This window comes from Nostocoides veronense (assembly GCF_039531185.1).
GTDB classification, from domain to species: domain Bacteria; phylum Actinomycetota; class Actinomycetes; order Actinomycetales; family Dermatophilaceae; genus Nostocoides_A; species Nostocoides_A veronense.
This window is the reverse complement of record NZ_BAAAPO010000032.1, coordinates 98,099-112,254: the sequence shown is the minus strand read 5'-3', so window position 1 is coordinate 112,254 and position 14,156 is coordinate 98,099. Positions and strand designations below refer to the sequence as shown.

The 14,156-nt window shown below is 68.3% G+C and carries 12 protein-coding genes and 1 pseudogene; 4 read left to right on the top strand and 9 right to left on the bottom strand.

The annotated features are described in order from the left end of the window. Position 1 precedes the first annotated feature (1 nt). On the top strand, positions 2–1,090 hold the full coding sequence (locus tag ABD225_RS10115; RefSeq protein WP_344084428.1) for a glycosyltransferase: 1,089 nt from the start codon (positions 2–4) through the stop codon (positions 1,088–1,090). A 226-nt stretch (positions 1,091–1,316) separates the two neighbouring features. Here ABD225_RS10115 and ligA read toward each other — a convergent pair whose 3' ends face one another. Next, the gene (ligA, locus tag ABD225_RS10110) at positions 1,317–3,440 is read right to left on the bottom strand and encodes an NAD-dependent DNA ligase LigA (RefSeq protein WP_344084425.1); all 2,124 of its coding nucleotides are present in this window, start codon (positions 3,438–3,440) and stop codon (positions 1,317–1,319) included. A 32-nt stretch (positions 3,441–3,472) separates the two neighbouring features. Between ligA and ABD225_RS10105 the strand changes: the two genes are divergently transcribed. After that, the gene (locus tag ABD225_RS10105; RefSeq protein ID WP_344084422.1) at positions 3,473–4,051 is read left to right on the top strand and encodes a DJ-1/PfpI family protein; all 579 of its coding nucleotides are present in this window, start codon (positions 3,473–3,475) and stop codon (positions 4,049–4,051) included. Here ABD225_RS10105 and ABD225_RS10100 read toward each other — a convergent pair. Then, positions 4,026–5,060 carry a GNAT family N-acetyltransferase gene (locus ABD225_RS10100; protein WP_344084419.1) on the bottom strand — a complete coding sequence of 345 codons (1,035 nt, stop codon included), beginning with the start codon at positions 5,058–5,060 and terminating at the stop codon, positions 4,026–4,028. The genes ABD225_RS10105 and ABD225_RS10100 overlap by 26 nt on opposite strands. Positions 5,061–5,152: 92 nt before the next feature. On the opposite strand from ABD225_RS10100, the gene ABD225_RS10095 reads away from it, so the two are divergent. Then, positions 5,153–6,649, top strand: coding sequence for a long-chain-fatty-acid--CoA ligase (locus ABD225_RS10095; RefSeq protein WP_344084416.1), 1,497 nt, complete (start codon positions 5,153–5,155; stop codon positions 6,647–6,649). Between the two features lie 110 nt (positions 6,650–6,759). Here ABD225_RS10095 and ABD225_RS10090 read toward each other — a convergent pair whose 3' ends face one another. The 4 genes from ABD225_RS10090 to ABD225_RS10075 all read right to left on the bottom strand — a co-directional run bounded on the left by ABD225_RS10090 (position 6,760) and on the right by ABD225_RS10075 (position 10,219). Beyond that, complete coding sequence (locus tag ABD225_RS10090) at positions 6,760–7,710, bottom strand: DMT family transporter (protein WP_344084413.1); 951 nt, start codon at positions 7,708–7,710, stop codon at positions 6,760–6,762. Continuing rightward, a complete protein-coding gene (locus ABD225_RS10085; protein ID WP_344084410.1) occupies positions 7,707–8,696 on the bottom strand; it encodes a uroporphyrinogen decarboxylase/cobalamine-independent methonine synthase family protein in 990 nt (329 codons plus the stop codon). The genes ABD225_RS10090 and ABD225_RS10085 overlap by 4 nt, the downstream gene beginning before the upstream one ends. Before the next feature lie 40 nt (positions 8,697–8,736). Then, positions 8,737–9,399, bottom strand: a complete 663-nt coding sequence (locus ABD225_RS10080) for a pyridoxamine 5'-phosphate oxidase family protein (RefSeq protein ID WP_344084407.1) — start codon at positions 9,397–9,399, stop codon at positions 8,737–8,739. 73 nt (positions 9,400–9,472) lie between these two features. After that, on the bottom strand, positions 9,473–10,219 hold the full coding sequence (locus ABD225_RS10075; RefSeq protein WP_344084404.1) for a helix-turn-helix transcriptional regulator: 747 nt from the start codon (positions 10,217–10,219) through the stop codon (positions 9,473–9,475). Between ABD225_RS10075 and ABD225_RS10070 the strand changes: the two are divergent. Further along, positions 10,200–10,382 (top strand): annotated as a pseudogene (locus ABD225_RS10070) (RidA family protein); the annotation flags it as partial. The gene ABD225_RS10075 and the pseudogene ABD225_RS10070 overlap by 20 nt on opposite strands. 12 nt (positions 10,383–10,394) lie before the next feature. On the opposite strand, the gene ABD225_RS10065 reads toward ABD225_RS10070, so the two are convergent. From ABD225_RS10065 to ABD225_RS10055, 3 genes are read right to left on the bottom strand one after another with little or no spacing between them, the layout of a single operon-like run. Further along, complete coding sequence (locus ABD225_RS10065; protein WP_344084402.1) at positions 10,395–11,720, bottom strand: MFS transporter; 1,326 nt, start codon at positions 11,718–11,720, stop codon at positions 10,395–10,397. After that, positions 11,717–12,814 carry a tRNA 2-thiouridine(34) synthase MnmA gene (mnmA, locus tag ABD225_RS10060; RefSeq protein WP_344084399.1) on the bottom strand — a complete coding sequence of 366 codons (1,098 nt, stop codon included), beginning with the start codon at positions 12,812–12,814 and terminating at the stop codon, positions 11,717–11,719. Before mnmA ends, ABD225_RS10065 begins: the two co-directional genes overlap by 4 nt. Beyond that, positions 12,814–13,998 carry a cysteine desulfurase family protein gene (locus ABD225_RS10055; RefSeq protein ID WP_344084396.1) on the bottom strand — a complete coding sequence of 395 codons (1,185 nt, stop codon included), beginning with the start codon at positions 13,996–13,998 and terminating at the stop codon, positions 12,814–12,816. Before ABD225_RS10055 ends, mnmA begins: the two co-directional genes overlap by 1 nt. Between the last annotated feature and the right edge of the window lie 158 nt (positions 13,999–14,156).

Below are 14,156 nucleotides of genomic sequence, written 5' to 3'. Positions count from 1 at the left end.
CATGATCGTTCTCATTCCGTCCTACGAGCCGGACCAACGCCTCCCCCAACTGATCGCCGATCTCGGTGACGCCGCGCCGATCCTGATCGTCGACGACGGCAGCGGCCCGGCATACTCCTCGATCTTCGCCGAGTGCTCGCGGCGCGGGGCCACCGTGGTCCATCACGAAATGAACCGCGGCAAGGGTGCCGCGCTCAAGACCGGATTCGCCTATGCCGCAGCGCATTTCCCCGATGAGGGGATCGTGTGTGCCGACAGTGACGGGCAGCATTCCCCCGTCGACATCCTGCGCGTCGCGGCCGAGCTGGAGAGCGGCGAGCCCGACATGGTCCTCGGGGCGCGGCTCTTCACCGGCTCGGTGCCCCTGCGCAGCCGCGTCGGCAATGGCGTGACGAAGCGGCTGTTTGCGCTCGCGGCACGGCGCACGCTGATCGACACCCAGACTGGCCTGCGCGCCTATCCGGCCCGGATGATTCCATGGCTGCTTGCCATCCCTGGCGATCGCTTCGAGTACGAATTGCAGCTGTTGCTGCGGGCCTGCTCGGAGGATCAGGACATCCGCGAGGTGGAGATCGCCACGATCTATCTCGACGAAAACGCTTCCTCGCACTTCCGGCCGCTACACGACTCGGTGCTCATCTATCGCCAACTGCTCTCCTTCATCGGCTCCTCGCTGCTGGCGTTCGGGATCGACACCACGCTGCTCTTCCTCGGGGTTGCCCTGACGGGTCAGGTCACCGCCTCGGCGGTTGCCGCGCGCGTCGCCAGTGCCGCGACGAACTACACAATCAACCGGCGCTGGGTCTTTCGTCGCGGTGGCGAGGCGGCACCGCTGCTGCCCTCGCTGCTGCGGTATGCCGCCCTCGCCGCGACGATCCTCGTGGCCAATGTGGCCCTGCTCCACGCTCTCCTGGCCGTCACCGGTTCCCTGCTCGCGGCCAAGATCGCCACGGAGGTCGCCCTCTTCGCCGCGAGCTTCCTCATCCAGCGGGCTCTGGTCTACTCGGGACGCAAAATGTCACCCCAAAGGGTGGAAACGCGGCAAAACCCGGGCGAGCAGATCGCCAGAGAAAAAAATCTCGCCCGCTAAGCCCACTTCGTCGACCTCGCGGACCCTAATCTCGGCACACATTCCCGCAACAAGGAGGTTGTGATCATGCGAGGTTCAGGGCTTATCTGGACGATCGTCGGTGTGCTGCTCATCATCGCCCTACTTATGTGGATCATGGCGCGCGCCTGATCACGCCAGCGCGCAGAGCGCGACACAGCATGGACGAGGTCCCGGTGCCACGGCACCGGGACCTCGTCGTGTTTGCTCAGTCGGCTGAACCGGTCTCGAGCAATCGGACGAAGCCGGCCTCGTCGAGGATCGTCAACCCCAGCTCGCGCGCCGTGGTCTCCTTCGATCCGGCGCCAGGACCGACCACCACCCAGTCGGTCTTCTTGGACACCGAGCCGGACGCCTTGCCCCCGCGCGCGAGGATCGCCTCCTTCGCCGAGTCCCGGCTGAAGCCCTCCAGTGATCCCGTCACGACCACGGTCTTACCCGCCAACGTTTGCTCGACATCCTCGTCACGTTCGTCCACCATCCGCACGCCTTCAGCGGCCCATTGATCGACGATGCGCCCGTGCCATTCGTTGCCCGGCCGGTCGAACCAGTCCCGAACCGATTCGGCGATGACCCCGCCGACGCCTTCGACACCGGAGAGTTCCGCCACCGATGCTGACCGGATGGCCGCCATCGACCCAAAGTGACGCGCCAATGCCCTGGCTGCGGTGGGACCGACATGCCGGATGGATAGGGCCACGAGGACCCGCCACAGCGGCTGCTCCTTGGCGCTGACGAGATTGTCGACGAGCCGCTGACCATTGGCCGACACCACCCGTCCATCGACGATCTTGCCTTCCGGGTCGGTCTTCTTCGCCGCTCGCGTGTACAGGGGCACGCGGGCAATCTCCTTCTCCCCCAAGGAAAAGAGCATCGACTCACTCGCACCGCCCAGGGAAGGATCGATCAGCACGCCGGAATCCAGCAGCGCCACCGCGCCCTCCCAGCCGAGCGCCTCGATGTCGAAGGCACCTCGTCCGGCGAGACCGAAAAGCCGCTCGCGCAACTGGCTGGGGCACGAGCGGGCGTTCGGGCAGCGAATGTCCTTATCGCCCTCCTTCTCCGGCGCCAGCTCGCTGCCGCAGGCCGGACAGTTCGTCGGCATAACGAAGGCCCGCTCGCTGCCGTCGCGCAAGTCAACGACCGGCCCGAGGATTTCCGGAATAACGTCTCCGGCCTTGCGCAGCACGACGGTGTCGCCGATCAGCACGCCCTTGCGCTGCACCTCAAAAGCGTTGTGCAGCGTGGCATTCGTGACGGTGGAGCCCGCCACGACGACTGGTTCCATGACGCCATATGGCGTGACCCGTCCGGTGCGACCCACATTGACAAGGATGTCGAGAAGCTTGGTGTTGACCTCCTCGGGCGGGTACTTGTAGGCGATGGCCCAGCGCGGCGCGCGGCTGGTGGAGCCCAGTTGACGCTGGACGGCGATCTCGTCGACCTTGACGACAACGCCGTCGATCTCATGCTCGACGCTGTGTCGTTGCTCGCCGAACCGGACTATGAACTCCTGGACCTGCTCGATGTCGTCGAGCACGCGGAAGTGGCTGCTGACCGGCAGTCCCCAACCGCGCATGAGCTCGTATGCCGTGGACTGCCGCTCGATGTCCAGCCCTCGCCTTGCGCCGATGCCGTGGACGAGCATGCGCAGCGGCCGGGTGGCGGTGACCTTGGGGTCCTTTTGACGTAGCGATCCGGCGGCGGCATTGCGGGGATTGGCGAAGGGTGCCCGACCGGCCTCGACGAGGCTGGCGTTGAGGCCCGCGAAGGCCTCGATCGGGAAGAAGACTTCGCCGCGGATCTCCACCAGCGCGGGAATATCGTTGCCGAACAACTGCGTCGGCACCCCGTCAATGGTGCGGACGTTGAGCGTGACGTCCTCGCCGGTCCGCCCGTCGCCGCGGGTCAGGGCCCGGGTCAGCCGGCCCTGCTCATACAGCAGGTTGATCGCGAGGCCGTCGATCTTCAGCTCGCAGAGAAAGTGGTATGAGGCCCCGCCGGCCTCGCGCTCGACACGCGCGGCCCAGGTGGCTAGTTCGTCCGGGGCGAAGACGTTGTCCAGGCTCATCATGCGTTCGAGGTGATCGATCGCCTGGAAGTCGGTGCTGAAGATCGCCCCGCCAACGGTCTGCGTGGGGCTGTCGGGCGTGCGGAGGGACGGGTGTGCCTCCTCGAGTTCCTGTAGCCGACGAATCAGGGCGTCGTACTCCCCATCGCTGATTGTCGGCGCATCCTTGACGTGATAGGCGAACTGCGCCGCCGTGGCTTGCTCAGCCAGGGACGTCCATTCGTGACGAGCACTTTCGGGGATCTCATGGCTCTCTGGCACCCGCTCATCCTGCCGCACATAGGGTCTGGGGCATGGGACAAGTCGTGCTCTATGCCTTCGACACCATGGCGGACTGGGAGTACGCCTATGTCACCACTGTGCTGCAGATGGCGGCGCGCGGCGGGGACGATCGCTATCGCCTTGTGGTCGCCGGCGCGGCCGGCGAGCCGGTGACCACGCTGGGTGGCCTGCGGGTGCTCCCAGAGACAACGCTGGGCGACCTCGACGTGAGCGATATCGACCTGCTCCTCCTGCCGGGTGGCAACACGTGGCTCGACGGGGACCACAGTTCGGCGCTCGCCCTCGCCAGCAGGTTGCTCGACTCCGATCGCCAGGTAGCCGGCATCTGCGGTGCCACTCGCGCCCTCGCCAGGGCGGGGTTGATGGAGCATCGCGCGCATGTCGTCAACGCGGATGCCGACGAGCCCGACTACCCCGGCAGCGCCGCCCGCGTGCACGCCTCGATCGCCCACGATGGGCCGCTGATCACCGCCATTGGCGAGGCGCCCTTGGAGTTCAGCCGGGCCGTCTTCATGGCGCTGGACCTCGACGATCAAGCCGGCATCGACACCTGGTATGCCTTGTTCAAGGGCGTGCCGGACGCGCGGTGAGGCGCGTCAGGAAGCAACTATTCGGATCCGCCACATAGGAGGCAAACGGGCCCGTCGGCGTGAAGCCGGCCGCGACATACAACCGACGCGCGGGCGCGAAGAAGTCCATACTCCCGGTTTCAAGCGATAGCCGCTCGACGCCACGGTTGTCGGCGTCGGCGAGCAGGAAGGCGAGCATTGATCGCCCGTGGCCGCGCCCGCGAGCGGCGGGAGCGACCCGCATACTCTTGATCTCTTCGTGCCCGGCTCCGAGGCGAGCAAGCGCCCCGGTCGCGACGATCTCGCCAGCCACGCGGCATACGAAGAGCCGAATCCCTTCTCCCCCAAGTCTTTCCACGTCGAGCGCGTGTCGGCTCTCCGGTGGCGCCGTCGGTTCCAGCTCGTCCAGGTGCGCCTGGAGGAAGGTGCGCAGGGCCGGGTCACTCAGGTCGGCCCGGCTGATCCCGGTTGCCGTGGGCGCCGGCTCGCCGAGGTCCGGAAGCGTCGGCCACCGGTCCGCCGCCCAGGCCGTCCAGCTCCCGAATGGCGCGGGCGGGGGCGGCAGCGCGGCATACGACATCTCGTGCTCGGTGGGGACTTGGTATGCCGCGAGGAACCGGTCGTGGTCCGCCTCGCTCATCTCGAAGGTCTCGTGCGGGACGGTGCGCCACCGGTGCTCGGCCCGGCGGCGGCGCTCCCGCTCCTCCAGGGTCAGGTAGTGGAGTGCGAAGGTGCCGCCGGCCAGCGCCGCGATGGCGCGCACCGCATACCGCTCATCGGGGGACCAGCAGCCGAAGTCGAGGATCGCGTCGCTCGCCGAGAGCAGGGCGCGATAGGCGACCCAGACGAGCCGGCCCTCGAGGATGTCGCGGCGTCCTCCGGCATCGGACTCACCGAAGAGCGGTTGCATCCACTCATCCGGGGTGAGGCGGATGGCGTTGTCGCGGTGCTCGATCTGCCGGGCGAGGGTCGTCTTGCCGGTGCCAGGCAGGCCGGTGGTGAGATGGAGCACCGGCAGGCGGGGACGCATGGCGCCGATCCTCGCATCCGTCCCTCCGAGCATGCACAATGGCGCCCACAACCCATTCCGCCGGCCGCGGACCAACTCCAGGAGGGTCGACTATGACCAACCTCGCGACGAATCTCGTCACGACCGCCGAGCAGCACCCCGACAACACGATGATCGCGATGGGCGGCAAGCACCTGTCGTATGCCGTGATGCACCAGCTCGCCGCGAAGCTCGCCGGCGACCTCAAAGCCTCCGGCATCGAGCCCGGCGACCGGGTAGCGCTGATCCTGCCCAATGTGCCGGCCTTCCCGGTGGCCTTCTTCGCCACGTTGTATGCCGGCGGCACCGTGGTCCCGATGAACCCGCTGCTCAAGGCAGGTGAGATCGACTTCTTCTTCACCAACTCCGGGGCCAAGATCGCCTTCGTGTGGCCCGACTTCGTCGATGAGGTCACCAAGGGCGCGGCCAACTCCGGAACCCTGGTCGTGCCGTGCGACCCGATGGGTCCAGTCGGGGATCTGTTGACGGCCGGCGAGCCGATCACCGCGCCCGTCGAGCGTGCCGATGACGACACGGCGATCATTCTGTATACCTCGGGCACGACAGGCCGGCCCAAGGGTGCCGAGTTGACGCACGCCAATATCCACCTCAACGCCACGCGCTGCGCGAATGACATCGCGCAGATCACCCGTGACGACGTGGTAATGGGCTGCCTGCCGCTCTTCCACGTCTTCGGCCTGGTCGTCGGGTTGCAGGCGGCCGTGATCGCGGGCGCGGCGCTGGCCCTGATTCCGCGCTTTGACCCGGCGGATGCGATCAAGACGATCGCCAACGAGAAGGTCAGCGTGATGCTCGGGGTGCCGACGATGTATGCCGCGATCCTCAACCACCCCGATGGCGACAGTCTCGACGCCTCCAGCCTGCGCACCTGCTGCTCGGGTGGCTCGGCCATGCCGCACGAGGTGCAGCGGGCGTTCGAGGAGAAGTTCAACTGCCAGATCCTTGAGGGCTACGGCCTGTCCGAGACCTCGCCGGTGGCCTCCTTCAATATGCCGGGGCAGCCGACGAAGTCGGGCACGATCGGCGTCGCGATCCCCGGTTGCGAGATGAAGCTGATCGACGAGGACGGCAAGGATGTCGGACCCGGCGGCGTCGGCGAGATCGCCATCCGCGGCGACAACGTCATGAAGGGCTACTGGCAAAATCCGGAGGCCACCGCTGAGGCGATCCCGGATGGTTGGTTCCGCACCGGCGACATGGCGACGGTGGACGACGAGGGCTACTACACGATCGTGGATCGCAAGAAGGATATGATCCTGCGCGGCGGCATGAATGTGTATCCGCGAGAGGTCGAGGAAGTCATCTACGCCCACCCTGACGTCTTGGAAGTCGCCGTCGTGGCGGTTCCCGACGAGCTGCTCGGTGAGAATGTCGGCGCCGCCATCGCGCTGCGCCCCGGCGCGACCGCGAGCGTCGAGGACATCCAGGCCTGGACCAAGGAGCGGATCGCGGCCTACAAGTGCCCCCGCACCGTGTGGCAGGTCGAGGAACTCCCCAAGGGCCCGACCGGCAAGATCCTGCGCCGCGAGGTGCACGCCCCCTCCGCCTGACCGGTTCGTGCCCGGGCGGTGGTCTCCTAACCTCTGCTAGCCGAAGTTAGTCGAATCCGCAGACCTTGCACGGTATGCGGATTCGACTAACCTGCGCTGACTTCGGAGCGTCACGCCATGGCGGCCTTCGGTTTTCGCGGTTTGGCGTTAATGACATAGGCGCAGGCCAGGACGACGGCGAAGCCAAGGAGCTGAGCCGCGCCGAGGTGCTCGCCGAGGACGAAGACACCGAGCACGACCGAGACCACCGGAATCAGATAGGTGACGGTGGTCGAGGCGACAGCACCGGCCGCGCGGACGACATCGAATTGCAGCATGTACGCAATTCCCGTGCCAACAAAGCCCAGCAGAGCGACGCAGACCAGGCCGAGCCAGATCGGGTACTGCGTGTGCCCTTCGTGCGGGACGAGCGACCATGGCGTCGCGACATCACTGGACAGCCACCAGATCAGGATGACAGGCACCATCAGCGCCGAGCCGCAGAGCAGGAGCGCCGCGGGCTGCGACAGTCCGCCGAGGTCAGCGTGCGCCAAATACCGCCGGTTGTAGGTCCAGCCCAGGCCGTAACACGCACCCGACAACACGACGATCAGGAAGCCCAGCGGGTCGGGACGTCCTGCGGTATTCCACGGCTCCGCGATGATGATGACGCCCAGGAAACCGATGAGCACCGCGGCGAGGTTGGCGCCGGTGAGCCGCTCGGCGGGCAGCAAGACGATGGCAAAAAGCACCGCGGCGATGGGTGTCGTCGCATTGCCGATCCCCGCGATGGCGGAGGCGACCCGGGTCTCCCCCACGACGAACCCGGTGAAGGGCAGCGCTGTCAGAAAGACCGAGGACACGGCCAGGTGCCCCCAGACCCGGCGCTCGCGCGGGAGGCGACCACCCGTCATACGCAGGAGCAGTACGAGGATGAGCGCCGCCGCCAGGATACGCGCGGTCGCGATCTGGATCGGATGCAGCGCGGCGAGGGAAACCTTCATGAAGAGGAAGCTCGAACCCCAAATCAGCGCCAGGGCAAGGAATTTCGCTTGCCATGGAATGCGTTGGTCGGTGCTCATCGAGTGGCTCCCTCCGTCAGTTCGCGGGCGAGATCGATGGCGGTGCGCTGCGTATGCCGTGCGCCCGCCACCGTGGAAGACGCCAGACCGCACGCGGGTGTGAGGGTCAACGCGTCGAGATGTTCCGCGGCGAGCCCGACAGTCTCGAAGGCGTCCAGGACGAGGCGCTTGCCGCGTTCGACGGAGGCCGTGCCGTCGGTGGGGAGAGCGCCGGCATAGAGCCCGATCCCAGACTCGATGGTCGCAGCCAGCGACTCCCAGCGCGCAGGGGTCGCGTCAGTGACGTCGAGGGCCAAGGCCGCCGCTGCGGTGTTGCGCAGCAACGGGATTGGCGCGCTCGGGTGGCAGCAGTGGATGACGACGGGGGCCGACTGCGCCTCGACCAGGGCGCGCAGCCCGGTCCCCACGACCTGCGGGTCGACGGCGCGCACCCGGCCGTAGCCACTGGCATTCGGGAGCAGGCCTTGCAAGACGGCGGGCAGGGACGGCTCATCGAGTTGGATCACCAGGTCGGCGCCAGGAATCAGGCGGCGGGCGTCCGCGGCATACCGGCTAATGCCCTCGCTCAGTGAGGCGAGCAGATCGCGGGTGGCTCCGGGGTCGCTGACCGAGCGCTCGCCGCGGTTGAGTTCGACGGAGGCGGCGAGGGTCCATGGGCCAGCCACCTGGACCTTCAGTGGCCCCGTGTAGCCGTCGTAGGCCTCGGCGAGTTCATCGAGATCCTGACGGATCAGGGCGGCCGTGCGGGCGGCATCCTTGCCGGGCCGGTCGACGAAGCGCCAACCGCTCGGTTGGAGGTCGACGTGCAGGTCGACCAACAGGCCGGCGCCCCGGCCGATGAGGTCGGCCCCCGGCCCCCGGGCCGGGGTTTCGGGCAGGTATGGCAGCCCGAGCCCGTCCGCGTCGAGGAGCAGGTCCCGCGTGGTGACGATGGCCTCGCGAACGTCGGTGCCGGGCCAGGAGCCGATGCCGGTTGCGCGCGTCACCGCGACATCATCCCGGAGTCCGGGACGGCGCGCGAATCGCTCACGGGGCGGGGCGGGCGGCGATGAAACGCTCGACGGATTCCGGGATCGGGCCGACCGACCACGGGGCTGGGACCGGCGCACCGGCAACTGTGCGCAGGGGTATGACGCCACACCAGACATCGACGGGGCCGGGCGGCTCGGCGGGGTCGCCATCGCGCTGCTTCATGATCCAGTTGTCGTCGCCGATGGCCAGGGCCAGGCCCGCCGTCGCAGCCTCTTCCTTCTTGGTCGACGGCGGCACTTCGGCATGACGTCCCGGGATGATGTGCTCCGAGATCGTCTCCAGCGCAGTGGATTTCGCGTCTTGCGAAAGAGTCTCCAGGTGCCCGCGGATCACCACGGAGCGATAGTTGGCTGAGGACTCGAAGGTCGTCTCGGCGACCACGAGGCCATCCATCACGACGACACAAAAGGCCGCGGGGGCGCCCGCCGCAACCTGCCGCAAGGCGCCCGCCCCCGACGAGCCGTGGAGCAGAATCCGGTCGCCGTCGCGGGCATACAGCATGGGCACGACCCAGGGCTGGCCGTCCAGGACAGTCGAGAGCGTGCCGACGAGTTGGCTGTCGAGCAGGGCGTCAAGCTGCTCGCGGGTGCCAAGACCCCGATCGGGCTTGCGGGTCAGGCGGGAGAGGCGGTCGTCGGCGGCGCGGAGGGAGCTCATCCGCGCATCACATCACAGTCGACACCCACCGCGCCGGGCATTCCGACGAGGCGCGGGAGCGTCGCGGGTCGTGTCACTCCGCGCGGTCCGCCGGACCGGCGTACCGCGTCACGAGGCGCGCCGCGCGCTGGCGGAGAATGTCGCGAACCGATACGGGAGAAAGGACGTCGGCGTCATCGCCGAGCTGCCAGATGGCCCACACGGCATGCCGCTCATCCTCGAAGGAAACCTCGAGGCGAACCCAATGATCCAGCTCGGACTCCTCGGCGCGCACGGCTCGTGCCATGTCGAGCAGTTCCGACAGGCGCGGACGCCGAACGCGAAGGACCACAGGGAAGTCATGATCCGCGAGGAACTGAGCACAGCGCCTCGCCCACAGTTGGTCGAGGTCGACCCTCGCGGGTCGCTGGGCCGACTCGGGCAGTCGTTCGGCGCTCAGGATCCGAGAGAGCCGGTAGGTGCGCTCGGCCCCATCTCGCGTCGCCAGAAGATAGGTCCGACCCCGCACCGTGACCAAGCCGATGGGGTCCACTGTCCGCGAGGCCGCGGGCGCGGCGGGAGCCGCATACTCGATCTGCAGGCGCTTGCCGGCAAGCACGGCCTCACGTACGGGACGCAAGAGTGCCGATGGGATGTCTTCCCCCTCGGTCCGACGAGACAGCAGGTCTGTCGCCGGCTCGGCCAGCAAACGTTGCGCGGCAGCACCGAGCCCGCTCTGGTTCGATTCGGGCAGGGCATCGACGACCTTGCGCAGCGCCGATGCCAGTGCGCCATCGAGCCCGAAGAGGTGCCCGCCACCACTCGCGAATGTGGTCCGCATCGGCGTCTACACCACCGATGTTGATGCGCTGTTCCCGCACTATGGCGTTATCGCGGGGCGACTCGCGGCCGCCGGGGTCGCGCCAACCACCACGATGCTCTGCGTCGCGCGGTTGGCCATCCCCGGCCAACTCATCGAACTCGACGGGACCGCCGTCGCCTAGTCCTCCAGGAGTTCAGGCTGCGTCGCGCGGCCCGTCGGCGGGAGACGACGGCGCGTCGGCGAGGGCTTGGCGCGCGAGGCGCTCGGTGACGGCGTGTGGGTCGGTGCGGGCGTCATACCGCCAGAAGTCGCGCAGCCAGGCGGCGGTCAGGCCGACGCCGGCGATGCAAGCGAGGCCGCCGCTGGTGATGGCGCCGCGCACATTCCACGCGTCGGCGACCAGGCCGGCGCGCATCTGCCCGCCGAGCGGACCGACCGAATAGGACAGCATCTCGATCCCCGCGAGTCGACCCCGCATCCGCTCCGGGATGGTCTGGTTCCACACCGTGCCGCGGAAGACGGCGGAGATATTGTCCGCGGCGCCCGCGAGGGCGAGGGCACCCATCGCCAGCCAGATCGACGGCGCGAGCCCGACGAGGGCGATGGCCAGGCCGTATGCCGCGGCAGCGATCGTGATCGCCCGGCCGTGGTGATGCACCCGCGGCATCCACCCGGAAAGCGTCGTGGCGATGAGGGCGCCGACCGTCTCAGCCGAATACAGCATGCCAACCAGCTCCGGCCGGCCAAAGACTTCCTCGGCGAAGGCCGGGAAGAGCACGATCGGCATCGCGAGGAACATCGCGGCGATATCGATGAGATAGGTCGCGAGCAAATCGCGGCGGCGCACGGCATACGTCCAGCCCTCGGCGATGCCCCGCAGCGATGGGGGCGTGGTCTCCTCGCGATGCGGATAGGGGCGCATCGCGGCATACATCGCGGTGGCCACGAGCATCCCGAGCACATCGACGACGAAGCACCAGCCGATCCCCACCTTGGCGATGAGCAGCCCGGCGAGGGTAGGGCCCAGGAAGAGCCCGGCATGCAGGCCGAAGGAGGCCAGGGCATTGGCTTGCGTCAATTGGTCGTGCCGAACTGTCCTGGGCAATAACGACTCTCGCGACGGTCGCTGCAAGGCGCCAACGCAGGTCAGCAACGCGCCGACGACGAAAATCAGCGGAATGCTCGGGTTGTCGTGGAACGCGTTGCCCGCCAGCACCCCCATGAGCACAACCTGGGCGCTGCCGCACAGGACCAGCAGCCGCTTCCGATCGACATGGTCCGCGAGCGCCCCGCCCCAGAGGCCGAAGACCACGAGGGGCACGAGTTGGACAGCGCCCATCAGGCCGACCATCGCGTTCGAGCCGGTCTCGCGATAGATCAAGAAGGGCAGCGCGACATAGGACACCATGTGCCCGAGATAAAAGACGCTGCCGGCGATGAGCAGCAGCCGGAAGTCGCGCGACTCCCGAGCGGGCGTCAGGTCGAGGCGGAGGGCGGCGATCCGGGAGCGCAGGCTCACGACGCGGGCTCGGTAGGCCGCCCGCGCCCTGCCGTCTCGATGGTCGCCGACCCGACGACGCGGGTGCCGTCATACAGAACCACGGACTGGCCGGGGGCGATGCCGCGGATGCGACGGTCGAGCAGGACGCGCACCCGGGTGCCGTCCGGCTCAACGGTGGCCGGCACTTCCTCCCCGTGGGCGCGCACCTGTGCGCCCAACTGGCTCGGCCCGGTCGGCGCGGGACCGCACCACAGCGCCCGCATGCCGACAATCTCATCGACGCCGAGCAGATCCGCCGTCCCGATGGTCACGGTGTTGGCGGCCCGGTCGATCCCCACGACATAACGCGCCTGACCGTCCATCGCGCTGCGGTCGAGCCCGAGACCCTTGCGCTGGCCGATCGTAAAGCCGTAGGCCCCCTCATGGTGACCGACCACCGACCCGTCGGCATCGAGAATCTTGCCCGGCTGCTCCCCCAGCCGCTTGGTCAGCCAGCCGCGGGTGTCGCCGTCGGGGATGAAGCAGATGTCATAGGAGTCCGGCTTCTTGGCGACATAGAAGCCGCGCGCCGCCGCCTCCTCGCGGACCATCGGCTTGGTCGTGTCGCCGAGCGGGAAGAAGGCCTGGGCCAGTTGCTCGGCGGTCAGGACGCCGAGGACATAGGACTGGTCCTTCGCGGCGTCGACCGCTCGGTGGAGTTCCCGGCCGGCCGGCCCGTCGACGATCTGCGCGTAGTGCCCCGTCGCCACGGCATCGAAACCGAGGGCGAGCGCCTTGTCGAGGAGGGCGCTGAACTTGATCTTCTCGTTGCACCGCAGGCAAGGATTCGGGGTGCGGCCCGCGGCATACTCCGCAACGAAGTCGTCCATGACATCGCGCTGGAAACGGTCGGCCAGATCCCAGACATAAAACGGTATGCCGAGCATGTCGGCCACCCGTCGGGCATCGCCGGCGTCCTCCAATGTGCAACAGCCACGGGCGGATTCGCGCAGCGTGGCGGCCGATCGGGAGAGGGCGAGGTGGACGCCGACGACCTCATGGCCGGCGTCCAGCATGCGCGCCGCGGCGACCGCGGAGTCGACGCCACCGCTCATCGCGGCGACGACCCGCATCAGGCAGCACCTCTTGCTCGGCGCGCCCGGGCGACCGCCTCCGGGAGCGCCGCGAGCACCGCGGCGACGTCTGCCTGGGTGGACGTATGCCCGAGGCTCAAGCGGATCGCCCCCCGCGCGTCCTCCTCGGGGATCCCCATGGCCAGGAGCACATGGCTGGCCCGCGGGACGCCGGCCGTGCAGGCCGAGCCGGTGGCGCAGCAGATGCCGGCCGCGTCGAGCAGGAAGAGCAAGGAGTCCCCGTCCGTCCCCGGGACCCGCAGATGCACATTGCCGGGGAGCCGGTCCATTGCACTGCCCGGGGTCCAGGCGCCCGTGACCTCGATGCCGAGGTCGAGATCGAGCGCGCCCTGGATCAGGTTGTCGCGCAAGGTAATCAATCGCGCGGACTCGACGGCCAGCATGCCCACAGCTGCCTCAACCGCGGCTGCCAGCGCGGCGGCTCCCGCGGCATCGACCGTGCCGGAACGCACCAGGCGCTCCTGCCCCCCGCCATGCAATTGCGGGGTGAGCTTGGCGTCCCGTCTCGCCAGGAGAGCGCCGGTGCCGACCGGCCCGCCGAGCTTGTGACCGGTCAGCGAGAGCAAGTCCAGACCGCTCGCCGCGAAATCGACCGGAACGTGCCCCACCGCCTGGACCGCGTCGCTGTGGATGGGTATGCCGTGTTCCCGGGCCACCGCGGCCAACTCGCCGATCGGCTGAATGGTGCCGATCTCGTTGTTGGCCCACATGATCGAGATCAGCGCAATGGAGCTCGGGTCGCGCACGGCATCCCGCAGGGCATCGACGGTGACCACGCCTCGGTCGTCGGGTTCGGCGAAAAGCGCTGCGGCGCCCAAGGATTCGACGAGGAACTCGACCGGATCCAGCACGGCGTGGTGCTCGATGCCGCTCAGCACGATCCCTCGGCGGGCGGGGTCCGCCGCCTGACGGGCGGCATACGCACCCTTGATGGCGAGATTGTCGGCCTCGGTGCCGCCGGAGGTGAAGATGACCTCACTGGGCTGGGCGCCCAGGGCGCCCGCGAGTCGTTCGCGTGACTCCTCGACAACGCGCCGCATCGCGCGCCCAGCGGAATTGAGCGCCGACGGATTGCCGGTCTGCCCGAGGTGCTCGATCAGGGCTTCGCGCGCCACGGCAAGGACCGGCGTCGTCGCGGCGTGATCGAGATAGTGAGCGGGCACCGACCAAGTTTACGGGGACGCAGACACGCCCCCCAGCGGCATAGTCCGCCCCGCCAGGAAACCTAACGCCCGGGCTACCCACTGGTACCGGCTGTGATCACGACCAATACCAGGCGGTAGCCCGGGCGTTAGCTGAGCGGCGCGTTAGCTGAAGCCTA

What these genes read in the sequence shown, in the direction of transcription:
- ABD225_RS10115 (WP_344084428.1), top strand. Translation starts at nt 2, where the DNA reads ATGATCGTTCTCATTCCGTCCTACGAGCCGGACCAACGCCTCCCCCAA.
- ABD225_RS10105 (WP_344084422.1), top strand. Translation starts at nt 3,473, where the DNA reads ATGGGACAAGTCGTGCTCTATGCCTTCGACACCATGGCGGACTGGGAG.
- ABD225_RS10100 (WP_344084419.1), bottom strand. Translation starts at nt 5,060, where the DNA reads ATGCGTCCCCGCCTGCCGGTGCTCCATCTCACCACCGGCCTGCCTGGC.
- ABD225_RS10095 (WP_344084416.1), top strand. Translation starts at nt 5,153, where the DNA reads ATGACCAACCTCGCGACGAATCTCGTCACGACCGCCGAGCAGCACCCC.
- ABD225_RS10090 (WP_344084413.1), bottom strand. Translation starts at nt 7,710, where the DNA reads ATGAGCACCGACCAACGCATTCCATGGCAAGCGAAATTCCTTGCCCTG.
- ABD225_RS10080 (WP_344084407.1), bottom strand. Translation starts at nt 9,399, where the DNA reads ATGAGCTCCCTCCGCGCCGCCGACGACCGCCTCTCCCGCCTGACCCGC.
- ABD225_RS10075 (WP_344084404.1), bottom strand. Translation starts at nt 10,219, where the DNA reads ATGCGGACCACATTCGCGAGTGGTGGCGGGCACCTCTTCGGGCTCGAT.
- mnmA (WP_344084399.1), bottom strand. Translation starts at nt 12,814, where the DNA reads ATGCGGGTCGTCGCCGCGATGAGCGGTGGCGTCGACTCCGCGGTCGCC.